This window comes from Paenibacillus sp. FSL H8-0079 (genome assembly GCF_037991315.1).
GTDB lineage: Bacteria > Bacillota > Bacilli > Paenibacillales > Paenibacillaceae > Paenibacillus.
Window position 1 is genome coordinate 3,060,918 of record NZ_CP150300.1, and the last position, 15,911, is coordinate 3,076,828.

Below are 15,911 nucleotides of genomic sequence, written 5' to 3' on the forward strand. Positions count from 1 at the left end.
TAGCTGACGCCTAAGATTAGTTCGAGAGAATTGCATATACTGCATGGTTTGCAGCATTAGGATCAACAAATACGTTAACAGGAGGAGTGAACTGTGGGAGTTGATGCATTACAACGATCCCAACCGCTACGAAGTAAATGGCTCAAAACAAAAATGTTATTAAATAACTCGGCTATCAAACCATTTATCCCTGATACGCAGCGATATAGCCAATCTAACCTTAAGTCCATGCTGAGGAAATATAGAATGGTATATATCAAACCTGAGATAGGCACCTTTGGAATGGGAGTCATTAAGGCTGAGATGGACAATCATCACCATTTCGCCTACCAGATCCATCAAAAGCGTCTGACGTTCAACAGCTTCGAGTCGTTCCATCGAAGTCTGACCCATCTGGTTAAGCATAAAAGCTATCTCATTCAGCGAGGTATTCATCTCTTGCAACATAACAACAGGCGCTTTGACATACGGGTAATGGTGCAATTGAATCCCGGGCAGAAATGGGAAGCGACGGGGGTCATTGGCCGACTGGGTCATCCGAAGAAAATTGTGACCAACTACCATAGTGGTGCCAAGCCAATGAGCATGCACACCTTGCTGAAATCCCATGCTTCCGACAAGCGGATTAATGAATTGATCCAGGAGATGAACCGCTTGGGCATTGACATCGCTCGACACATGAGTAAGAAATATACGCGTTTGAAGAGCATTGGGGTGGATATCGGGCTTGATCGAAGTCTAACGCCATGGATTATTGAGGTAAATGCCAAGCCAGATCCCTATATTTTCAATCAATTAAAGGACAAGACGATGTATCGCAAGGTGATTCGATATGACCGTCAGAACAGACCATAATGGATAACGGAGTCTAAAAGAAGTTAGAAAATACAAGGTTTCATAAGGGGAGATGGGAGTACGACAGTTTGATATGCGACCTAAATGCCTCAAAGAACGTATACTATCCCTTAAGTCATTATCAGATGGATAGGGAGATGAACGATGAGAACACAAGTGAAAATATTTGAAAATGCAAGTACTGTAGAGTTGGAGAAAGAAATGAATGAATTTTTAAATGGGATCAATACTGTAAATGTAGTGGATATCAAGTATTCTCAAGTAGTCGTTTCTAACGGTGGTTATGTTATCAATCATTTCTCGGCTATGGTTATGTACGCCAAATAAATTTAATAATGAACTTCAGAAAATGAAGCATCCATTGGGATGCTTTTTCTTTTGCTCTCATATGACAGAAGTTGAGACGTCTCTTTCTTCACATTAATGATATAACATGATATATTAGGATGTAGAACATGAGAAGTATGGGTATTTATGGAGGTGCTTGTATTGGGGAAAGACTCGGCATCCAAGCCGATGTATGAACAGATCTTTGAATCCTTGCGCGAACGGATACAGCTTCATCAATATCAAGTGGGTGAGCGTGTTCCTTCGGAAAAGGAATTATGTGATGAATTCGGAGTCAGCCGGATTACGACTAAAAAAGCGCTTGAGATGTTGGCGAATGAACAATTGATTGTTCGTCAGCCGGGACGGGGTTCTTTTGTTGCTGATACGGCAGATATGTTACAAGAAAGGCCTAACAGACCTGCTCCGCGTGCTGCGGTTAAAGATCCAGAGAAGAAGCTGCTCATTGGTCTGGTCATTACTAATTTCAGTGATATGTATGGTACAGAACTACTATATGGGATGGAAGAAGCTTCGCGAGAGCATGATTGTTTTCTCGTACTCAGAAGATCCTTCGGGATACCGGAGCAGGAAGAACAGAGCATTCAGGAACTGCTAGAACTGGGTGTAGACGGATTAATTATCTTCCCGGCACAGGGTGAATACTTCAGCGATGAGATTCTTAAACTGGTCGTTAACAAATTCCCCTTTGTCCTGATTGATCGGTATTTGAAAGGCATTCCAGCTTCATCTGTCAGTACAGATAACGTAGGTGCAGCGAGAGAAGGAACAAATTATCTGTTCGGCCTCGGTCACCGCCACATCGCTTTTCTGACACAACCTCCGGCGAACACCACACCGATCGAAGAACGAATTGAAGGCTTTATTGAGGCTCACAATGATCAAGGAGTTCTGGTAAACAGGGAACTGTGGTTAGAATCTTTTCTTTCGACATTGCCCAATGTGTTCGATCCTCAAGTCGAGGTCCGTGATGTGGAGACACTGGTGGAACATTTACAGAAATACCCGCAGATTACCGCACTCTTTGCTGCAGAGTATCATATTGCTTTACTTGCAGAACAGGCAGCAGATCGGCTGGGCCTGAGGATTCCGGAAGATGTGTCCATCATTTGCTTTGACAGTCCGAACGCTGCCGAAGGAAGCCGTGTAACACATATGAGACAAAGCCAGTTTGATATGGGAAAACAAGCATTCGAGATGGTGCTTCAAAGTATGCAGAACAACGAAATGGCAGTGAACAGAGTTGTTCTTCCTGCCCGATTGGTGAAGGGGAAATCAACGAGTATGGTGAAAGAAAAGGGTTAATGTAGCAACTTAATATTCATTGTGTTCAATCAGGGGCTTCGTGTAAACGAGGTCTCTTTTTGTGTGGATAAAATGGGGAGAATTTCTTCAAATGGTATATTATTTAGTGTCGTTAAATTAAAATAACATGCTAATATACAAATAAATATATTGACATAACATTATATTCGTTTTAGGATGATGAAAGCGGTTAACAAACTGGATTACATAAGGAGGACAACATGCTGATACCCAGAGATGATCAAGACATTTCCCCCTCGATATACGACATGATTGATCAGGTTAACAAACGTATGCCGGACCATCCGGAACTCAACCAAATGTTCAAAAATTGTTTTACCAATACGATGCTGACCACGATTCAGCGCAAAGAAGATGGAACGACTTTTGTGATTACGGGAGATATCCCTGCCATGTGGTTACGTGATTCTGCCGCTCAGGTCAGACCTTATCTGGTTCTCGCTTCAGAGGATGAAGATATCGCGGACATGATCGCTGGACTGGTTGAACGTCAATTGAATTATATTCTCCTGGACCCTTATGCAAACGCTTTTAATGAGACGGAGAGTGGAAAAGGACATCAGGAAGACCTAACGCAGATGAATGATTGGATCTGGGAACGGAAGTATGAGATCGACTCACTGGCTTATCCGATTCAGCTCAGTTATCTCTTGTGGAAGAACACGGGAAGAACAACTCAATTCAATGATACGTTCCGTAAAGCAGCCGAGATCATCATGCAGTTATGGCAAGTGGAGCAACATCATGAGACGAAATCACCCTACACGTTCCAACGTCTGGATGCTCCCGAAACAGATACGCTCAGCCGAGAAGGGCGAGGTACTGAAACAGCCTACACAGGCATGACCTGGTCGGGATTCCGTCCCAGCGACGATCGTTGTGAATATGGTTATCTGATTCCATCCAATATGTTCGCTGTTGTGGCGCTTCGATATCTGCAGGAAATTGCTGAAGCTGTGTTCGAGGATGAAACGCTGGCAGCGATTGCTAAGCAGTTGGAGCAACAGATCAACAAAGGTATTCAGGAATATGGCACCGTTGAACATCAGGAATATGGCACCATATATGCATACGAAACAGATGGGAAAGGCAATCACAATCTGATGGATGATGCCAATGTGCCGAGCCTGCTGTCTTTACCTTATCTCGGATATGTGGAGGAGAACGACGAGGTGTATCAGAATACACGCCGTTTCATTCTATCCACGCACAACCCGTATTTTTATGAGGGAACAGCAGCTGCTGGAATCGGTAGTCCGCATACACCGGAAGGGTACATCTGGCATATCGCTTTATCGATGCAGGGGCTCACTACAGAGGATCGCAACGAAAAACTACGATTGCTCCAGCTCATCCATAAGACGGATGCGGATACCGGACTGACCCATGAAGGCTTTTCGGCCAACAATCCACATGAATATACACGTCCATGGTTTTCATGGTCCAACATGCTCTTTAGTGAACTGATGATGGATTATTGCGGATTCCGCGTACAGAAATAGGATAGGAAAGCAAGAGATAGCCTGCGAGTACATCATAACGTTCGGAGTTCGTTGAATTCCGACAAGAGGAGAGCGAATCATGAGAAAAATATCATTGAAAATGCCGGTAGCAGCAGTTATGACATCCTTGCTCATTCTTACTACAGCCTGTTCGGGCGGAAGCTCAAGCACAGGCACAACCAGTGATGGCAAGAAGGAAGTAACTGTATCGTTCCGTTCTTCAGGATCTGAAGATACACTTACGAAGTTTTTCCAATCAGGTTTGGTGGATCAATTCGAAAAGGAAAACCCGGATATTAAAATCAACATTGCGCCTGTATTGGCAAGTGAGGGTGATTATACGTCCAAAATGGTTCTGCAGATGAAATCGCCGGATACGGCACCGGATGTCATTGCCGAAGATACATCCATCATCAAATCTGATGCTGCTGCGGGATATCTGGAGCCGCTGGATACACAGGTTCAAGGATGGTCCGATTGGGAAGAACACATCATCGACAACCTGAAGGCAGGGGTTACCGGTGAAGACGGCAAGGTGTATGGCGTTCCGGCTACCTCGGATACACGCGGAATCTGGTACCACAAGGAACTATTTCAACAGGCGGGCCTCGAAGTTCCATTCAAACCTGCAAGCTGGGCAGAAGTACTCGAAGCGGCACGTACCATCAAGCAAAAACTGCCAGGTGTGACGCCGCTTAATATGATCGTGGGCAAAGCGAACGGTGAAGGTGTTACCATGCAAACGCTGGAAATGCTGCTCTATGGTACGGCAGATACGCTGTATAACGATGCCAGCAAGAAATGGGTCGTTAACAGCCCGGGGCTGCTGGATTCTTTCAAATTCATAGATCAAGTGTTTAACACGGATAAAACAGGTCCAACCATGCAGGTTGCCTTGAATGGACAAGCTGGCAGTATTGCATTCCAGCAACAGTTCCCGCAAGACAAACTGGCGATGGCTGTAGATGGTAGCTGGGCAGGTTCGACATGGGCCGAGAACGGTGCTGCTCCAATCGCCAACGTCGAAGAGAAAATAGGCTTTGCACCATTCCCGACACAAAATGGGGAAGAACCTGGGGCAACTACGATGTCTGGAGGATGGGCTTGGTCGGTTCCTGCACAAGCGAAGAACAAGGAAGAAGCCTGGAAATTTATCGAGTTTCTGATGAATAAGGAAAATGCGACTGCACGCGTAGTAGCGGAAGGTAGCCTCAGCCCACGTAATGATTCCACAGAAGTTGAAGGTTATACGGATCGTCCATATACCAAAGAAGCACAGGAACTCTTGAATGTGGCCCACTTCCGTCCAGCGAATGATCAATATGCAGCGGTATCCGCACAATTGCAAAGCATTGTTGAGAGTATCGCCTCTGGCAAGCTGACGCCAGAAGAGGGAGTTACGCAATTGAAGGACAACGTATCCCGTTCCCTTGGCGCCGACAGCATCGAAGAGAAATAAGGATATCGATATATTCGGAGGGGGAGGCACAATCTCCCCTTTTTCCGGTTCGAATGGAGAGTGACTTATGAAAAGGAAAGCACCAGGCTCATTTCTGTTTCTAATGCCTTCCGTACTATTATTACTTGTGTTTTTCATTGTTCCCATCATTCTGACGATCTGTTTTGCTTTTACGAATATGGCTCTGACCGGCGCGGCAGCCAAGAGTTTGGAGTTTGTCGGATTCCAGAATTTCATTAATATGTTCCATGATCCGGACTTCCGGATTAGTGTCTGGCGTACGCTGGTCTTTCTCATCTTCTCCGCAGTGATTGGTCAGGTATTGCTTGGATTCATTCTGGCTCTTCTAATGAAGGAGAAAAATGTGACGTTCCGCCGCGTCATCGGCATCATCGTCATTGCCGGTTGGGTAACACCCGAGATTGTCGTGGCATTCTGTATGGTGGCCTTTTTCAGTGACAATGGTTCATTGAATCAGATCCTCGGCTGGTTTGGAGCGAATCCAGTCTCCTGGTTGTTCAGTTTCCCTATGGTGAGTGTCATTATCGCAAATATCTGGCACGGCACAGCCTTTTCAATGATGGTCTATCAGTCGGCACTGGATGATATCCCGAAGGAAGTTGAAGAAGCTGCGATTATTGACAGCGCCACCGGGTTCCAGATTGTCAGACACATTACGATTCCAATGGTAAAAGGGTCCATCGTGACCAACATGATGTTGGTTACTCTACAGACACTGGGTGTGTTCACGCTGATCTATACGATGACCGGTGGTGGCCCGGGTACTTCGACACAAACCTTGCCGATCTTCATGTACAACCAGGCTTTTGTGAACTATCAGTTTGGATACGGCACAGCCATATCTCTGGTTCTTTTGTTCATCGGTATTATCGCCAGCCTGTTCTACATGCGATCCATGAAAGTGAAAGTGTAACCATGAAGGAGGTTCGATCCCTATGGTCAAACATGGGCTTCAACGCAAAATCCAGTACGGGATTCTAGTCTTTCTAGGGCTCTGTTTTTTATTGCCGCTGCTCTGGATCATTCTGGCTTCATTTGACCCGAACGCGCAACAGGGTATCAAAATGCCCAGTACTTGGACCATTCAAAATTTCAAAGATGTGCTCGGAGATTCGAGCAATCTTCGTTCATTCGGTGTAGGCCTGATTCTGTCGGGAGGGCAAGCGATATTGGTTGTTGTGGTATCGGTTCTTGCAGCTTATCCTTTATCCCGTTATGAAATGAGATTCAAAAAAAGCTTCCTGTTATCGATTCTGTTCATGACAGCTCTTCCGATTACTGCCGTGATGGTTCCGGTATTTCAAATGTTTCTGTTCTTCAAAATGCAAAATAGCATCATTGCCACGATGCTGTTCCTGACGGCATCCTCACTTCCTTACGGCATCTGGATGATGAAAAACTTCATGGATTCGGTGCCGATTGATCTGGAAGAATCGGCATGGATTGACGGTGCGTCCGTGTGGAGTAGTTTGAGACGAATCGTAGCGCCATTGATGTTACCTGGTATCGCAACGATAGCGATATTTACCTTTTCGGGAAGTTGGGGCAACTTCTTCGTGCCCTATATCCTGCTCCAGACACCGGAAAAACTTCCGGCATCGGTCACAATTTATCAATTCTTCGGCAGCCACGGTATGGTTGAATACGGCAGATTGGCTGCATTTTCACTACTTTATACGATGCCTTCGGTTGTGCTGTATATCTTCTCCCAGCGTTACATGTCCAAGGGCTTCAGTATGGGCGGGGCAACCAAAGGTTAATGACAGGAGGTACGCAACATGACAACCAAAAAGACGGCACATCTCATCTCGCATACCCATTGGGACCGCGAATGGTATATGCCCTATGAATACCATCATGTACTGCTCATTGAGCTGATGGATAAACTGCTGGACACGCTCGATCAGGACCCGGAATATCGTTATTTCCATCTGGATGGGCAGACGATTATTCGTGAAGATTATTTGCAGGTTCGGCCCGAACAACAGGAGAGGCTCGACCGTTATATTCGTGAAGGACGCATCCATTTTGGTCCATGGTATGTGTTACAGGATGAGTTTCTGACCAGTAGTGAGGCCAACTTGCGCAATCTGCTCATCGGTCATCGTGATGCTCGACCTTTGGGTGTGATATCCAAGACGGGATACTTCCCAGACTCGTTCGGAAATATGGGACAGGCACCGCAGATTCTGCAACAGGCGGACATTCATAACGCGATCTTCGGGCGTGGGGTAAAGCCTACCGGATTCAATAATGCCGTGGTTGATGCAGACAGTTATGAATCTCCCTATTCCGAGATGATCTGGCGTTCGCCGGATGGTTCGGAAGTGCTCGGCATTTTGTTCGCGAACTGGTACTGCAATGGGATGGAAGTTCCGGTTGATCCGGAGAAAGCCCAAGGATACTGGGATAAAAATCTGGCGGATGCCGAGAAGTTTGCCTCAACTCCACATCTGTTGTTCATGAACGGTTGTGATCACCAGCCGATCCAGACGGATCTGCCAGAGGCTTTACGCACAGCAGATGCGTTGTACCCTGACGTGGAATTTATTCACTCCAATTTTGACGATTACATTGAGGCGGTTACGAAGGAAGTCCCTGAGCATCTGGCGACCATTGAGGGTGAGCTTCGCAGTCAGCACACGGATGGTTGGGGAACACTGGTGAATACGGCATCCGCACGGGTTTATCTGAAACAGTTGAATCAGCAGGGGCAGACGGTGCTTGAAAAAGTAGCCGAACCACTGGCCGCCATGGCGCATATAGCCGGGGTAAAAGATTATCCGCACCATCTGTTGACACATGCATGGAAGATGCTGATGCAGAACCACCCACATGATAGCATCTGCGGATGCAGTGTCGATGAGGTTCACCGTGAGATGGTGACCCGCTTCGCCAAGAGTAGACAACTTGCAGAGAAATTGGTTTCCCAGAGCTCGCAGGCGATTGCTGAGTCCATTCGTGTGCAACCTGCTGCGGCTTGGGGAGAGGAAGCGGTGCCGTTTACCGTGTTCAACACGAGTGGTTGGAATCGAAATGGAATCATTGAGATGGATCTGATTGTGGACAAAGCATTTTTCCCGGAGGGTCCTTATCCTCAGGCACTTGCCCAGAAGGTGGAAAAAGATGCACTGCCAGTGTATCAGCTGGTCGATTTGGATGGACGCACGTATTCGGCAGAAATCAAGGATCTGGGTGCGCATTTCGGCTATGAACTTCCGAAGGACCGTTTCCGACAGCCCTATATGGCTCGTAAAGTAAGAGTGACTTTCCAGGCGGCGGATGTACCTTCTCTAGGTTATAAGACGTATGCTCTCGTTCCAGTCGAGAAGCAAGTTGAGATTGCTGAAGTGCCCGATATGAGCGAACTCATTCAGGTTCAGGGAATGATGATGGAGAACGGTCAATTACGGGTGACGGTTGAAGAGAATGGTACAGCAACGATTGAAGATAAGGTCTCCGGTGCTGTATACAGGGGATTGAATTCATATGAGAATACCGGTGATATCGGCAATGAATATGTCTACCGTCAACCCGAGGGAGAGACAACGCTGACCACGGAGCATCTGAAGGCAGACCTGCGGATTGTGGAGCAGTCTCCGTACCGGGCAGTTATGGAAAGTGTATTACACTGGGATATTCCTGCTGGAGCAGATGAACTGTTCGAGCTGGAGAAGCGACAGATGGTTCCTTTTACAGAACGGAAGGCACAGCGAGTCAGGCATACTGTTCCGTTGGTGATTACGACAACGTATACGTTAGAAGCAGGCAGTAATATGGTCAAGGTAAAATCTGACTTTAACAATCAGGCCAAGGATCATCGACTACGCGCACTCTTTCCATCAGGACTAGAGACAGAGGATCATTATGCGGATTCCATCTTTGAAATCGCCAAACGATCCAATGCACCGGCCAAAGAATGGGTGAATCCAAGTAATGCACAGCATCAGCAAGCATTTGTACATGTGACCGATGGTGATCATGGATTAATGATTGCAAACAAAGGGCTGAATGAATACGAGATTTTACAGCATGAAGAGGGCAGTACGATTGCAGTTACACTGCTGCGTGCCTCTTCGGAACTGGGAGATTGGGGTGTGTTTGAAACACCAGAAGCCCAATGTCTGGGACCTCAGAGTGTGGAATATGCGATTATTCCATTTGCGGGCGATGCTGCACAGTCAGGTGCATGTGCATCCGCATATGTGTATCTGATTCCGTGGACGACTGTGCAGCTAGGGACACTTGCGTATACATTTGAGCAAGAGGGTCATGTTGGAGCTGATGGGCAACAGGTTGAACTACCTCTGTCCAAGCAATGGTTGGCGTGGAATGCACAAGGTTCGACACTGGCGTTCTCTACACTGAAAATCGCAGAGGAAACCGGAGATTTGATTGCTCGCTGGTATAATTTAAACTCCGAACCAGTTGAGTTGAACGTTCGGCCCGGAGTTGAATGTGCCTCCGTTTACGAGAGTGATGTGCTGGAACGGGTTAAGGGCAAGTTGGAGGGGCACAGCCAGACGGTATCTGGCTACAAGATTGTTACACAAGGGTATGCGTTACGTTGATTTAATTTTTGAATATCATAACTTTAAAGGACCTCCTGTTCGCGGTAGTGTGGACAGGAGGTTTTTGTTATTCAAACATTGTCTTATTGAAGGATGCTATAGCGACGTTATTACTCGTTCTAAGTTCTTTTTATCCAATAAAATAATTAATTTCCAATATAGAAAAATGTGGTATTATTGTGCTAGTTTGTTGTAATGGAGGTACACCTAATGATCTATATTTTATTTGTATTCATCGTTGTAGTGATCATTGCACTTAGCCTTTGGGTTCTTAGTTTAGCACGTAAACAAAAGAAATCAGCGGTGCTTTTTGAGGAGAATTACGACTTAAAAGCCATTACTATCGCTGATATAGACAGGATGGAGGATGGCTCTGGCTTCGAGATGTACTTGTACAGATTGTTAATTGAGTTGGGTTATTCAGGAGTCTACAAAACGTTAGGAAGTCGCGATTTTGGTGCAGACGTAGTTTTCACTGATCGGGAAGGTGTTAGAAATGTCATCCAAGCAAAGCGATACTCAATAGAGTATCCAGTCGGCATCAGCGCTGTGCAAGAGGTGTTTTCTTGCATGAGATATTACAAGGCTAAAAAAGCAATCGTAATTACTTCATCCCATTTCACAGAATCGTGTGAGACATTAGCCGGTATTAACTTTGTAAAGTTGATTGATCGAACTGATCTAATTCATGTGATTGAAGCTTTTAGAGACGGTGATATGATTGAGGCGCGTGACACCATTGAAGGGGAACCGAGGATGATACTTGAATCCTGGTCGGAAGCGAATAGCAACACGCTACATGAGGTTCGAAAAGATTACAAGGCAGAAAAGTATGTAAAAAAAGTGATGAGTAAGTGAAAACACATAGCATAGTATTCAGTAGAAAAATGATTGATTCCGTTGACTATTCATACATAACCTAAGTGGGAAGAGGGGTGCAATTTTAGTGAGGAAATTGAGTTGGGTTGCTTTATTTTTAGTGCTTTTTTTGTACTTTATTTCGATGTATTCACTATATTCTCATATGAATAATAAATGGCTAGTTAGTCCTCCCAACTATGTAATTCTAATTCTCTCTATTTTAGGACTAGCTCTAGCTATACTTGGTTTTAAAGATACATCGAACAAGTCTACGAAGGTAAGAAGTTGGATCTCGACGGTTCTCTCTGTAGTATTGATCTTCATACTGTTGGGTGCTTTGTCATTTACATCGATATTTTCTGGATCAAAACAATTACTTACGACTACGCATTCACCAGATAAGCACAATACAATAAGTTTCTATAAAACTGACGCTGGAGCCATGGGATCGTTTGGCGTTGTAGGGGAATTAAAAGGTCCACTTTGGTTTAAAAGAGTATTTTATTATGAGACAAAGACGGATCAGGTAGACTTGGAATGGGTCAATAACCACACGATTTCAATCAATGATCAAAAAGTTAATGTATTGAACGGTGAAACGATACGCCGTAGTCCTTAAACTTTATAAGATTTTCTTTTAAAGTTAACTGATAGCTAAAGCGAAATTCCTTTACGGAGTTTCGCTTTTTTACGTTATATTGAAAAAAAGGTTAAGAGAAGTTGGATCGGCTACACTTAGTTGATATGCACTGAGGACACGATAAGGGATTGCACTGAAAGATTGTGTTTAAATCCTTTGGGTTGTTTTTTTATGAATGAATTAGGGAAGTGAATCATGTCGTGATTTTATACATTAATTGTCGTGAGTTTCTATTAAAAATAGATTAAGTCTGTGATAACTTATAGATAAATGTCAGAATATTATATAGTATGGAGGTAAGACAACCGTGACCATTCGAATTGGTAAAATTAGTTTGTGGCATGTTCATGCATGGGATTACATCAAGCAAGCACAGGAACATGAGGATACGGTCATCGCCGCTGTTTGGGATGAAGATGACAAGCGGGGGCAGGAAGCTGCGGAACGCTTAAACGTACCATTTTATGCTTCACTCGAAGATATGCTGGCCAAGGACGACATCGATGCCGTTATTGTAGATGCGCCAACTCGCATCCATGAAGAGGTGATCACCGCTGCTGCAAAAGCAGGTAAACACATTTTCACAGAGAAGGTTATTGCGTCGACACAGGTGGAATCCAACAGGATCCTTAATGAGGTAAAGGCCAAGAAGGTCAAAATGACGGTCTCCTTACCGCGTCTGAATGCAGGATATACGCTAACAATTCAGGATGTGCTTAACCAAGGATTACTTGGCAAAGTGACTTATGTTAGAGCGCGTTTATCGCATGATGGAGCAATTTCGAACTGGTTACCTGAACACTTCTATGATCTGAAGGATTGTCAGGGCGGTGCGCTGATTGATCTGGGCTGCCATCCGATGTATCTGGCCAAACTGTTTTTGGGTCAGGAAGTAACAGCGGTTAACGCGAACTTTGGATATATTACAGGCAAAGAAGTGGAAGATAATGCAGTCGCAACCTTGTTTACGGATTCTGGAGCAGTCGGCGTTGTCGAAGCTGGTTTTGTGAACAGCCACTCTCCGTTTACGATTGAGGTTCATGGTACGGAAGGTACACTTCTGTATGGAACACCCGATGAAAAGTTATTGATTCGCACGAAAGCAGTACAGGGACAGTATCAAGAGTGGACTGAACTTCCTTTGGCAGACCAAAGAGAAAGCGCATTCAATCAATGGGTTGCACATATACAAAATGATACGGATGCAACCGAAAACGTGCAGATTGCTATGGAGCTAACCCGGTTGATGGAAGCTGCGAATCTCTCTGCCAAGGAAGAGCGCAGAATAGCTCTGAATGAGTTGAAGGATTAGGTTTTATTAGGGAGGTGTGCAATCTTGAGCCTATATCCTTATGAGAAAATGCTTGAGCGGCAGGATCTCCTGGAGAGACTGGATATTTTAATGGTTTGGGGACATTATGAGATTCGTGTGATGCGATTTCATCTGACTTCTTTTCCAGCGGGCCGAGTTGTGGATTTCCATAATCATGCGGAGTTCGAGTTTCATTTTATCCCGAGAGGTAAAGGCAAAGTTATTCTGGATGAACAGACACATGCACTCTCGGAAGGTATGCTGTATCTAACAGGACCGGGTGTTGTTCATTATCAGGAGGCCGACGCCGAAGAGGATATGGATGAACTATGTCTTCATGTGGATATTGTCCATAAGCCAAGAGAGCATGTAGATCCCTGGGAAGCCGTTGAATCCGAGGAAACGATGGAGAAGTTGAGAACGCTTCCGCATACACCAGTGAATGATTATCATCGGGCGATGCATTGCTTTTTGGAAGCTTATGAGGCTTGTGATCACAAATTGATAGGATATTATACGTCCATTAAACAACTGGTCATCAGCATATTACTTAAAACCGTGCGAGCCTACGACACCGGCGGGAATCGACCGGAAGCCCCTGTGCGGGATATGTCGGTGTATCGCTATGAGTATGCAGTGCAGTATATGGAGGCGAACCACCCTACAGTGGTCACGCTGGAGCATGTAGCTGAGAAACTTCATATTAGCAGCAGACAATTGCAGCGAATCTTCTATCAGGTACAGCCGGAGATGCCGTTCAGCCGTGTGCTGGAGGATATTCGTCTGCGCGCCGTGTGCCGCAATCTGGAGGAAAGCAACGTATCCATTGAACAGATCGCTCTTGCTTCAGGTTTCAATAATGCCAACTATTTGCATGCTGTATTTCGCAAACGTCTGGGGATGACCCCATCGGCTTTTCGTAAAATGAAACAACCAATACTTAAGTGAGGGTGAATATATATGAGTAAAGTATATCGTATCGGAATTATTGGCTGTGGCGGAATCGCGAATGGTAAACATCTGCCGAGTCTGAGTAAATTGGATAATGTTGAACTGGTGGCTTTCTGCGATATCGTTCAGGAACGTGCGGATGAAGCCAAACAGAAATATGGTACTACTGAAGCCGAAGTCTATACGGATTATCAGGAATTGCTCAAGGATGAGTCTTTGGACATTGTGCATGTGCTTACACCGAATATTTCTCATGCCGAGATTTCTATTGCTGCTCTGGAGGCAGGCAAACACGTGATGTGTGAGAAGCCAATGGCGAAGACATCTGCTGAAGCACAACTCATGCTGGAAGCGGCAGAACGTACCGGCAAGAAACTGACCATCGGATACAACAACCGTTTCAGAGAAGACAGTCAGTATTTGAAGAAGGTATGCGAAGCGGGTGACCTGGGTAATATTTATTTTGCCAAAGCACATGCAATTAGACGTAGAGCAGTACCAACATGGGGTGTTTTCCTGGATGAGGAGAAACAAGGTGGCGGTCCCCTGATTGATATTGGTACGCACGCACTCGATCTGACGCTCTGGATGATGGATAACTATCAACCGAAGGTTGTGCTGGGCACGACTTATCATGAGCTTTCGCAACGTGAAAATGCGGCCAATGCCTGGGGCCCGTGGGACCCAAAACAATTTTCGGTAGAGGACTCGGCCTTCGGCATGATTGTGATGGAGAATGGAGCAACAATTATGCTGGAATCCAGTTGGGCACTTAACTCACTGGACGTGGATGAGGCCAAATGCAGCTTGAGTGGCAGCGAAGCGGGTGCGGATATGAAGAACGGACTGCGCATCAATGGCGAGAAATTCAGCCGTCTATATACCAACGAGATTGAACTGAGTGCAGGCGGGGTAGCTTTCTACGATGGTAAGAGCGAGAGCGCACCGGATGTCGAGATGAGAAAGTGGATTGAAGCGATTGAGAACGATCAAGAGCCAGTGGTTACACCAAAACAAGCGCTGGTTGTATCTCAGATCTTGGAAGCACTCTATGAATCCGCTCGGACAGGCAAGGCTGTTTACTTGAATAACGCTAACGAAGCATAGATCAGATATAAAAAATAGACTACAGAACCCTTTGTCCCCTTATTGGAGGCAGAGGGTTTTTTGGTGATTTGAGACACGCCCTAGCTATTGGTCCATACCAGACTCTATTTCGGCACATATGATAGGAGAAAATTGAGCTGAAAAGAGGGTATGTCTTGACTAAATACAAAACGGGTCATGGTGTTTCCATTGTTGTATGCACCAATCGGCCGCAATTTTTTGACAACATCCTGCAAAATTACAGTCGCCAGCGTTATCAAAGCAAAGAGCTGATCATTGTCCTGAATCATGACAGTATGAATCTGGCATTATATCAGAACCGGGTTCGAAAATATGCGAATGTTCATGTATATCAAGTTCCGGAGAGCATTTCCCTAGGACAAAGCCTGAACGCTGGCATGACAAGGGCACGCTTTGCGTTGATTACCAAATTTGATGATGATGACTACTATTCGCCGTATTATTTAACAGAGCAGGTGAGAGAGCTCAGACGGACCAAAAGTGATATTGTGGGTAAACATTCGTGCCTCGTCTATTTGGGCGCATCCAAGACATTGTTGGTCAGATCTCCTGCTGAAAAGAATAAACCGGTTGAATTTGTTCAAGGGGGCACTATTTTATTCAAAAGAGAGATCTTGAAAAAAGTCCGCTTCACGGACCGTTCAATAGGGGAAGATGTGACCTTCCTGAGACAATGCAGGAAAAGAGGGTTCAAAGCGTATGCGACCTCTCCTTACAATTATGTCTATCACCGCAGACAAAACAAAAAAAGTCATACGTGGAGAGCAGATGACAGCTTTTACCTAGAGGGAAGCACCAAACTTGCGGTTACAGAGGATTTCAGACCCTTTGCTAATAAAAAGTTATAGAGGACAGAAATAACCTGAAGAAACGGAGCGTTCGCCTAAAAGCTTTCTGAAAGAAAGTTACATCGAAAGCGAAGATGCATCTGCTGCGT

The 15,911-nt window shown here is 45.3% G+C and carries 13 protein-coding genes; all 13 read left to right on the plus strand.

Annotation, left to right across the window (positions count from 1 at the left end):
* Nucleotides 1–93 precede the first annotated feature (93 nt).
* The 13 genes from MHI06_RS13695 to MHI06_RS13755 all read left to right on the plus strand — a co-directional run bounded on the left by MHI06_RS13695 (nucleotide 94) and on the right by MHI06_RS13755 (nucleotide 15,822).
* On the plus strand, nucleotides 94–855 hold the full coding sequence (locus MHI06_RS13695; protein ID WP_340401838.1) for a YheC/YheD family protein: 762 nt from the start codon (nucleotides 94–96) through the stop codon (nucleotides 853–855).
* 144 nt (nucleotides 856–999) lie between these two features.
* Nucleotides 1,000–1,182, plus strand: a complete 183-nt coding sequence (locus MHI06_RS13700) for a sporulation protein Cse60 (RefSeq protein WP_169479597.1) — start codon at nucleotides 1,000–1,002, stop codon at nucleotides 1,180–1,182.
* Between the two features lie 153 nt (nucleotides 1,183–1,335).
* On the plus strand, nucleotides 1,336–2,508 hold the full coding sequence (locus MHI06_RS13705) for a GntR family transcriptional regulator (protein ID WP_340402112.1): 1,173 nt from the start codon (nucleotides 1,336–1,338) through the stop codon (nucleotides 2,506–2,508).
* A 221-nt stretch (nucleotides 2,509–2,729) separates the two neighbouring features.
* Nucleotides 2,730–4,031 carry a glycoside hydrolase family 125 protein gene (locus tag MHI06_RS13710; protein WP_340401839.1) on the plus strand — a complete coding sequence of 434 codons (1,302 nt, stop codon included), beginning with the start codon at nucleotides 2,730–2,732 and terminating at the stop codon, nucleotides 4,029–4,031.
* A 79-nt stretch (nucleotides 4,032–4,110) separates the two neighbouring features.
* On the plus strand, nucleotides 4,111–5,490 hold the full coding sequence (locus MHI06_RS13715) for an extracellular solute-binding protein (protein WP_340401840.1): 1,380 nt from the start codon (nucleotides 4,111–4,113) through the stop codon (nucleotides 5,488–5,490).
* Between the two features lie 67 nt (nucleotides 5,491–5,557).
* Nucleotides 5,558–6,424, plus strand: coding sequence for a sugar ABC transporter permease (locus tag MHI06_RS13720; protein WP_036608294.1), 867 nt, complete (start codon nucleotides 5,558–5,560; stop codon nucleotides 6,422–6,424).
* A 22-nt stretch (nucleotides 6,425–6,446) separates the two neighbouring features.
* On the plus strand, nucleotides 6,447–7,271 hold the full coding sequence (locus MHI06_RS13725; protein ID WP_169479593.1) for a carbohydrate ABC transporter permease: 825 nt from the start codon (nucleotides 6,447–6,449) through the stop codon (nucleotides 7,269–7,271).
* An 18-nt stretch (nucleotides 7,272–7,289) separates the two neighbouring features.
* The gene (locus MHI06_RS13730; RefSeq protein WP_340401842.1) at nucleotides 7,290–10,082 is read left to right on the plus strand and encodes an alpha-mannosidase; all 2,793 of its coding nucleotides are present in this window, start codon (nucleotides 7,290–7,292) and stop codon (nucleotides 10,080–10,082) included.
* A gap of 210 nt (nucleotides 10,083–10,292) precedes the next feature.
* Nucleotides 10,293–10,940, plus strand: a complete 648-nt coding sequence (locus MHI06_RS13735) for a restriction endonuclease (protein ID WP_340401843.1) — start codon at nucleotides 10,293–10,295, stop codon at nucleotides 10,938–10,940.
* A 950-nt stretch (nucleotides 10,941–11,890) separates the two neighbouring features.
* Nucleotides 11,891–12,895: a Gfo/Idh/MocA family oxidoreductase gene (locus tag MHI06_RS13740; protein ID WP_340401844.1), complete on the plus strand. Its 1,005-nt coding sequence runs from the start codon at nucleotides 11,891–11,893 to the stop codon at nucleotides 12,893–12,895.
* A 24-nt stretch (nucleotides 12,896–12,919) separates the two neighbouring features.
* The gene (locus tag MHI06_RS13745; RefSeq protein ID WP_340401845.1) at nucleotides 12,920–13,843 is read left to right on the plus strand and encodes an AraC family transcriptional regulator; all 924 of its coding nucleotides are present in this window, start codon (nucleotides 12,920–12,922) and stop codon (nucleotides 13,841–13,843) included.
* A gap of 12 nt (nucleotides 13,844–13,855) precedes the next feature.
* A complete protein-coding gene (locus tag MHI06_RS13750) occupies nucleotides 13,856–14,953 on the plus strand; it encodes a Gfo/Idh/MocA family oxidoreductase (protein ID WP_340401846.1) in 1,098 nt (365 codons plus the stop codon).
* 155 nt (nucleotides 14,954–15,108) lie between these two features.
* The gene (locus tag MHI06_RS13755; protein ID WP_340401847.1) at nucleotides 15,109–15,822 is read left to right on the plus strand and encodes a glycosyltransferase family A protein; all 714 of its coding nucleotides are present in this window, start codon (nucleotides 15,109–15,111) and stop codon (nucleotides 15,820–15,822) included.
* Nucleotides 15,823–15,911: the final 89 nt, after the last annotated feature.

Bases quoted from the DNA above. Each gene is read 5' to 3' on its own strand.
- MHI06_RS13700 (WP_169479597.1), top strand. From the start codon at position 1,000: ATGAGAACACAAGTGAAAATATTTGAAAATGCAAGTACTGTAGAGTTG.
- MHI06_RS13710 (WP_340401839.1), top strand. From the start codon at position 2,730: ATGCTGATACCCAGAGATGATCAAGACATTTCCCCCTCGATATACGAC.
- MHI06_RS13715 (WP_340401840.1), top strand. From the start codon at position 4,111: ATGAGAAAAATATCATTGAAAATGCCGGTAGCAGCAGTTATGACATCC.
- MHI06_RS13720 (WP_036608294.1), top strand. From the start codon at position 5,558: ATGAAAAGGAAAGCACCAGGCTCATTTCTGTTTCTAATGCCTTCCGTA.
- MHI06_RS13725 (WP_169479593.1), top strand. From the start codon at position 6,447: ATGGTCAAACATGGGCTTCAACGCAAAATCCAGTACGGGATTCTAGTC.
- MHI06_RS13730 (WP_340401842.1), top strand. From the start codon at position 7,290: ATGACAACCAAAAAGACGGCACATCTCATCTCGCATACCCATTGGGAC.
- MHI06_RS13735 (WP_340401843.1), top strand. From the start codon at position 10,293: ATGATCTATATTTTATTTGTATTCATCGTTGTAGTGATCATTGCACTT.
- MHI06_RS13750 (WP_340401846.1), top strand. From the start codon at position 13,856: ATGAGTAAAGTATATCGTATCGGAATTATTGGCTGTGGCGGAATCGCG.